6 protein-coding genes are annotated in these 7,593 nt (G+C 44.4%); 4 read left to right on the forward strand and 2 right to left on the reverse strand.

Going from position 1 to position 7,593, the window contains the following annotated elements:
- Positions 1-529: 529 nt before the first annotated feature.
- The 4 genes from tig to AM228_RS25500 all read left to right on the forward strand — a co-directional run bounded on the left by tig (position 530) and on the right by AM228_RS25500 (position 5,851).
- Positions 530-1,945, forward strand: coding sequence for a trigger factor (gene tig / locus AM228_RS25485; RefSeq protein ID WP_054469730.1), 1,416 nt, complete (start codon positions 530-532; stop codon positions 1,943-1,945).
- 726 nt (positions 1,946-2,671) lie between these two features.
- Entirely contained in the window at positions 2,672-3,406 is a 735-nt protein-coding gene (gene clpP, locus AM228_RS25490; protein ID WP_082349086.1) for an ATP-dependent Clp endopeptidase proteolytic subunit ClpP, read from the forward strand.
- 62 nt (positions 3,407-3,468) lie between these two features.
- Positions 3,469-4,809: an ATP-dependent protease ATP-binding subunit ClpX gene (gene clpX, locus AM228_RS25495; RefSeq protein WP_054469732.1), complete on the forward strand. Its 1,341-nt coding sequence runs from the start codon at positions 3,469-3,471 to the stop codon at positions 4,807-4,809.
- Positions 4,810-4,987: 178 nt separating this feature from the next.
- Complete coding sequence (locus AM228_RS25500; protein WP_054469733.1) at positions 4,988-5,851, forward strand: alpha/beta fold hydrolase; 864 nt, start codon at positions 4,988-4,990, stop codon at positions 5,849-5,851.
- A gap of 332 nt (positions 5,852-6,183) precedes the next feature.
- Here AM228_RS25500 and AM228_RS25505 read toward each other — a convergent pair whose 3' ends face one another.
- Positions 6,184-6,618 (reverse strand): hypothetical protein, encoded by a 435-nt coding sequence (locus tag AM228_RS25505; protein ID WP_054469734.1) that lies wholly within the window; start codon positions 6,616-6,618, stop codon positions 6,184-6,186.
- A 12-nt stretch (positions 6,619-6,630) separates the two neighbouring features.
- Positions 6,631-7,281, reverse strand: a complete 651-nt coding sequence (locus AM228_RS25510; protein ID WP_054469735.1) for a hypothetical protein — start codon at positions 7,279-7,281, stop codon at positions 6,631-6,633.
- Positions 7,282-7,593 lie beyond the last annotated feature (312 nt).

Genomic DNA, 7,593 nt, shown 5'->3' on the forward strand with positions numbered 1-7,593 from the left:
AAATTGACCGATTATGGTGGGGGGAATTTCTATACAGATCCTTAATATATAAGCTGATTGGTGCAAAATCCGCTAGGATCAATAATTGCGTCAAGACTAACTCACGTCAACAGCAGTCTGTTGACCCATAGAGCGCCAGTGCAAGAATTGCAGGCATCCTTTCTTGACTAGATAGATGGCGGAGCAAGTGTGGTTCGCCCCAATGTCGCTCCGGCATCTATGAGGGGTAAGAACGATCAGCCAAGAATCACCAAACAGGTTGCCAACTCGCTTTCCCAAGCAGAGAAGGAAATAACCCCTCGGTTTTGCTGATGCCTCGATTCGAGCAAAAATGCTTGGCCATTGATCCTCAAGTATAGAGACATTTAAATTGTTTGCTGTTAAACTTAACAATTTCTCCGTCCTGACCCCTTGCACTGTCCCTCAAGGTGCCTTGAGCAAATTTTCCCTCCCCAAAAACAAGTCATTCAAGGGGTGGGGAAATATCTTTAATCTCTGTCCGAATGTTTATTGTCCCAATGTATAGCCGATGAAAGTCACCCAGGAAAAGCTTCCCTCCAGTCAAATTGGTCTGGAAATTGAAATTCCCCCGGAATTATCCCAAGAATCTTATGAAAAGGTGATTCGGGAATTTAGTCGTTCTGCGAATATTCCGGGATTTCGGAAAGGAAAAGTCCCCCGTACTGTGTTGTTGCAACGGTTGGGCACCAGCCGCATTAAAGCAGCGGCAGTCGAAGAATTGATTCAAAATTGTCTGGAAAAAGCCATCAAGCAAGAACAAATTGAGGCGATCGGGAATTATCAACTGCGTTCCAGCTTTGACAAGCTACTTAACCAGTTTGAACCCGGGCAAGCGCTCACCTTTTCGGCATCCGTCGATGTACCCCCAGAGGTGAAAGTGAGCGATTACAAGGGCTTGGAGGTGAAGGCTGAAGAAATCCCATATAATCCAGAACAAGTCGATCAGTTTTTAGAAGAAAAACGCCAGGCAGAAGCGACTTTAATCCCAGTGGAAGGACGCGCCGTTCAATTCGGTGATGTTGCTGTGGTTGATTATGCCGGAGAGTTGGTGGCACCCCCTGAAGGGCAATCCCCAGAAATCCCAGGGGGTCAAGCAGAAAATTATCAAATAGAAATTACCCCAGGTCGATTTATTCAAGGCTTTGTGGAAGGGATCGTGGGGATGAATGTGGGAGAAACTAAGGAAATTTCTGTAGATTTCCCACCGGAATATGCCAATACAGAGTTAGCCGGAAAAGCCGCTAAATTTACCATCACCATCAAAGAACTGAAAGAAAAAGAGTTACCCGCACTGGATGATGATTTTGCCAAAGCGGTGAGCGAATTTGAGACTTTTGCGGAGTTAAGAGAATCTCTGGAAAAAGATTTTCAAGCCAGAGCAGAAGCACAAACCAGAGCCAATACCCATGCAGCCCTGAAGACTGCACTATTGGAAAAGGTGGAAGTTGAACTGCCCGAAACAATGATTTCCCAAGAAGTCGATAATGTTTTGATGCAAGCCGCCATCCAGTTGGAACGTTATGGGATGGATGTGAAACAGTTGTACACGAAAGACAATCTGCCCCAGTTGCGGGAACGTTCTCGTCCAGAGGCGATCGAAAAACTGAAATTGGTTTTAGGGCTGAAAAAAGTCATTGAGATGGAATCTCTGGAAGTCGCACCAGAGGCGGTGGAAAAGCGTATCGCTGAACTGACACCTCAATTGTCCGCAGATGTGGATCTGGAGAGATTGAAAGAATTGGTTCAGGCTGAACTGATCCAAGAAAAATCTCTCGATTTTCTGGCAGAACATGGAAAAATTGAGCTAGTCCCACCAGGAACTTTAGCTTCGGTTGCTGATGAAAGTGACCTAGAAGACTCTGAGCCTAAATCCGACCTAAACCCTGAGTCCGTCCCAGAAGAAAACTCCGAACCGACAGAATAGCCTGTGGTCAGAGCCAAACATTAGGGATGCCTGACGGAAGCGCCCTCTTAAACGTTGCGGTTCCCCGTGAGCGATCGCCTTGACTCGGTTATTGCCCTAGTTGATCCAAGAATGAGTAATTTTCTCCTGATTCCCCTCATTCTTTGGGGATCTAGGGCATAATATATATCAAGAAGACTGATGTCCGGGCAAGAAGATGTTTTTTGTTTTACAATCGGAACATCGGAACAATGGTGGCATCTCGATAGTAGAAGCTCAACCGTTTTCCCATAACCAGTGAAGCAAAACTCACAACAGGGTTATGTTCTATGGTGATCCGACCACCTAGTAACTGTCTAATCTGATCCACTGACTAAGGTTTTAAGATCCCCCGACCCGATCGCGATCGCTTTGAGGCAAAAAATAATTGCCAACTAATCTCTGACCAGGGTTATCCTATCGCCTGGATTTATTGAGCGTTATTCTATTTTGCCAACAAACTTAGAGGTTGATTACATATACTGATTTATGATTCATCAGCTTTGAGCATCCACCTGTAAAAAATACTGGTGTGACTGACTCCATCCAGCGATCGGTCTGTAACAGTGAGAATATAAAAACAGCTTTGTGTTCACTCTGAGCAGATCCAATCAATAAATGCCGGGAAAAACTCAATAGTCACCCCAGAAATTTGCTACTCTGAGATTTTAAGACTTCGATAGTTTTCAGACAAATTCTAAAAAAATTATGCTTCAATCTCAGTCCAGTCATCATCCAATTTCTAGTTCATTCTCTTTGGAAATCCACTCAAACTACCCAGAAATCGTCATGGCAACTGCCGGACTAGCAGAGCAAAATTCTGGCAGCGATCGCCAAAATTCCCTCAATTCTGGTTTACCGGCGAGAAATGTCATCCCTATGGTGGTAGAACAATCGGGTATGGGAGAGCGAGCTTTTGATCTCTACTCTCGCTTATTACGAGAACGGATTGTTTTTCTCGGTACACCTGTGGATGATAACGTCGCTGATTCCTTGGTGGCTCAACTGCTATTCTTAGAGTCAGAAGATCCCGAAAAAGACATTCAGCTTTATATCAACTCTCCTGGCGGATCCGTCACCGCAGGCATGGCGATTTATGACACCATGCAACAAATTCGACCAGATGTGGTCACGATTTGTTATGGTTTGGCCGCAAGTATGGGCGCATTTCTTTTAAGTGCTGGAACCAAGGGCAAAAGAATGTCTTTACCCAGTTCCCGAATTATGATTCATCAGCCTCTTGGCGGAGCCCAGGGACAAGCTGTGGATATTGAAATTCAAGCCAAAGAAATTTTATATCATAAAAATACATTGAATCGATTACTGGCTGAACATACCGATCAGCCTCTCGATAAGATCGCCGCCGATACGGAACGTGATTTTTTCATGTCCGCAGAAGAGGCAAAAAATTATGGTCTGATTGACCAGGTAATTTCTAAATAATTTTTCCATTGGGTCTTGCCAAACGGTGAGGATCCACGCGCACTGCAAGTAAGAGGCCGTCTATGTCTAAGTACGACTCCCATCTGAAATGTTCCTTTTGTGGTAAGTCTCAGGAGCAGGTTCGCAAATTGATTGCCGGTCCGGGAGTCTATATTTGCGATGAATGTGTAGACTTGTGTAATGAGATTTTGGATGAGGAGCTATTTGACTCCAGCGCAGCAGCCCCCCAGCCGGTTCCGCGATCGGAACCGTCACAAAAACGCCGCTCTCGCGCTACAAATCTCTCATTGAGTCAGATTCCTAAGCCCAGAGAACTGAAAAAATATCTTGACGATCACGTGATTGGTCAAGATGCCGCAAAAAAAGTATTGTCCGTGGCGGTTTATAACCACTACAAGCGCCTAAGTTTTTTACAAGCAAAGGCCAGTGGGAAAATGTCGTCGGATGATATAGTGGAACTCCATAAGTCTAATATTTTGCTAATTGGCCCAACCGGGTGTGGCAAGACTCTGTTAGCGGAAACTTTAGCCAAAATTCTCGATGTTCCTTTTGCCGTCGCCGATGCCACGACTCTGACGGAAGCCGGGTATGTGGGAGAAGATGTCGAAAATATCTTGTTGCGATTGCTCCAGGTTGCTGATCTAGATGTGGAAGAAGCACAGCGAGGCATTATCTATATCGATGAAATCGATAAAGTGGCTCGCAAAAGCGAAAATCCATCAATTACCAGAGATGTATCTGGAGAAGGGGTTCAGCAAGCATTGCTGAAAATGTTAGAAGGTACGATCGCCAATGTCCCCCCTCAAGGTGGACGCAAACACCCCTATCAAGATTGCATCCAGATCGATACCAGCAATATTCTGTTTATCTGCGGGGGTGCGTTTGTCGGTCTGGAAAAAGTGGTGGAACGTCGCATGGGTAAAAAATCTATGGGCTTTGTGCAACCGGGCGATAATAATTCCAGAGACCAACGCACCGCAGATATGATGAAAGAAGTGGAGCCAGATGACTTGGTGAAGTTTGGTATGATTCCAGAGTTTATTGGTCGAATTCCGGTGGTAGCCACTTTAGACCCCCTGGATGAAGAAGCCCTGACCAATATCTTGACTCAGCCTAAGAATGCACTGGTGAAACAGTATCAAAAGCTACTCCACATGGATAATGTGCAGTTAGAGTTTAAGCCCGATGCGATTCGGGCGATCGCACGGGAAGCATACCGGCGCAAGACTGGGGCTCGCGCTTTGCGGGGCATTGTGGAAGAATTGATGCTCGATGTGATGTATGAATTACCTTCCCGCAAGGATGTAACCCGTTGTGCTATTACTGGGGAAATGGTGGAAAAACGCTCAACCGCAGAACTGCTCCTCCATCCCTCATCCCTACCGAAACCAGAATCTGCCTAGATTCCCCTTTGTGGACAATAGATCAGAATGCTTTCCCAACCTAAAAAGTCCCCCCTTAATCCCCCTTGGATCGCGGGATTAAGGGGGGATCTAGGGGGGCTTTTTACAATTTTGCCAGAGGTCTATTCCTTTTAACAATTTAACCACGTAGTTTAGAACTTTGCCCGGACGAGTCAAAATGCCCTATATCAAAGTTCAAGGGGTCGATCATTATTATGAATGGGTGCGATCGCCCTCCTCTTCCACCTCAAAACCGATCATGGTGTTTTTGCACGGATGGGGAGGATCCGCACGTTATTGGCAAAGTACCGCCGCCGCTTTAGCCGATCGCTTTGATTGTTTACTCTACGATATGCGAGGATTTGGCCGTTCCCGGTTATCACCTGATTCCTCGGTATCGAGTACAGCCTCTTACAACAACTCAAACTATGAACTGGAAATCTATGCCGAAGACTTAAATCAGCTTTTGGATCTCCTAGAATTGCCACAGCCAATTTACATCAATGCTCATTCGATGGGGGCTTCCATTGCCACCCTATTTCTTAACCGCTATCCTCACCGAATAGAAAAAGCTATTCTAACTTGTAACGGCATTTTTGAGTACGACGAAAAAGCATTTACCGCCTTTCATAAATGGGGGGCGCAAGTAGTCAAATTTCGTCCTAGTTGGCTCAAGCAAATTCCATTAATGCATCGGCTATTTATTGCCCGATTTCTGCATCGTCCAGTTTCTGGACAGATGAGTCGAGCATTTTTAGAAGATTATTTAATGGCAGATTACGAGGCTGCCTTGGGGACAATTTTTACCTCAGTTAGTAAGAAAGCCACGGAAGTAATGCCACAAGAGTTTGCCCGCCTAAAAGTACCCGTCTTATTGGTAGCCGGAGAATACGATCAAATCATTCCAGCGGCAGGGGCTCGCAAAGCAGCAGCACTTAACCATTTAGTCCAGTATGTCGAAATTCCAGGCACGGCTCATTTTCCAATGTTGGAGGACTTTCCCACTTATATTCAACAAGTGTTAAATTTTTTGGGAATTTAACATTATTCAGCCCCAGTAGTATAGTTGTTTCAATTAAGATTAACACAATTATCTAGGGGCGCTTTTCCTTAGCGCCCCTACAATAGCCCTCGTTTAGCCCTCTTTCCCAGGTTCCAGCAGGGGAAAGCTCTTTCCAGCCGGGGAACGATTTCGTAATTGTAGCAATAATTTGTGAAATTGGTATTATTTATGGGGTTATAAGTTGCTAAGAAAAGATTAAATATAAGCTGTTTATTTGATGATTATCGCTAAACAAACCTATAAAATACCTATAAAATACCTATAATTTTTCTATGAGTTATTTCCTGAAGCCACCTTTTTTCTGTGGTTTTCTAACTCTTTTCCCGCCGATTACTAATTACTTTTGTGGCAATCCACAACGCCCCTACAGAACATAAGGCACTGAAAATTAAAGCGATGAAAAATGGATGGGGAAGTAGAGACAATTCGACTTTTTTGGCGTTGGGTAAATACCAAGGTTGGGTGATTAACCCAGAGGAAGAAGCCACGATCGCACCCGCCGCAATCCCCACCCCCACCGATTGAATCAGGTCTTGGAGTTTTTGGTTATCTTTTTCTTGTTCTTGTCTACCCTCTTTTTCGGTTTTTTCCCGGTGGCGATCGCCTTCTGTCTGGTCAATTTCCACAATGCCCCGAATCGAGGCGATCGCGGTATTAATCAAATCCGTCCCATGTTGAAAATAGCCTAAGTCCGCTTTAATTTGGCGCAGAAATAGCGGGGCGGTTTCTTGACCAAAATCCCGCAAAAAAGATAGATTTTATCCATCATATTCTATGTTAGCACAAATTTGATCAATTATCTGATTATAATTGTGAAGATTTATCTCAATTGTATTGTGGAAATCCTCCATTTTTCGCAGAAATCGGGTGTAGGGTAGAGACTCGGTGGCAAAAGTTTTTAACTGGGTTTTAAACTTTTCCAGATCGTCGTCATTCGTGACTACATCGTGCGGACAATTCAGGTCTGTTTGCAACCGATCTAAGCTATTTTCAAGATTGCGATATGCTCGATCTAGGCAGTCATAAACCAAACGACTATTCTGGAAGGCTTTAATAATTTTGCTGCGATAGAGGAATAAAGCAATTAATTCCTGTTGATAGTAATTATATTGGCGATCGGCTTTTTCATCCCGGAATAGCCAAACTAAAACATGAGGATATTTATCCCGTTGAGTCGGTTTACTGTAGGCAAAAATCGGACTAGCAAATAATTCCCCTTCGCGATCGCATTGCGGGGCATATTCTCCCAAGAGACTTTGACAACATTGGTCAGCAACTCTGCGGAGATAGTCCCGATCTCGTTGTTGGGTTTTGGTAGTTAACCAAGCGGTAATTAGCAAAGTTTGCCCGACAAATTGCCCGGAAAATTCCTCAGCTTGTGGCAGACTTAAGACATGATTTGGATTCAATTGTTTTAGGGACTCTACCGGGACAGGTTCCGCAGCTTAATTTTCATCAGAATAGCCGATATTCAGCCACAGGGCATAACTATCTTTGATTTTTTGGGGTTGGGCAAATCCTTCGATACCGGGATACTTTTCGCTGGTACTGGTAAAAGATAGGGCATCTTCGGCAATTAAGTAAAGGCGATCGCTACTGGACTTATTCTTTGAATCATGGCTAAAATCTAGGTTATCTGTAATTTTTTTATCGGTAAAATTCCCAATAATCTCGTCGCCATATTCCCAAAGGGAATGAGTCAGGACTTACGCAAGGACGCT

Source organism: Planktothricoides sp. SR001 (assembly GCF_001276715.1).
GTDB classification, from domain to species: Bacteria; Cyanobacteriota; Cyanobacteriia; order Cyanobacteriales; family Laspinemataceae; genus Planktothricoides; species Planktothricoides raciborskii.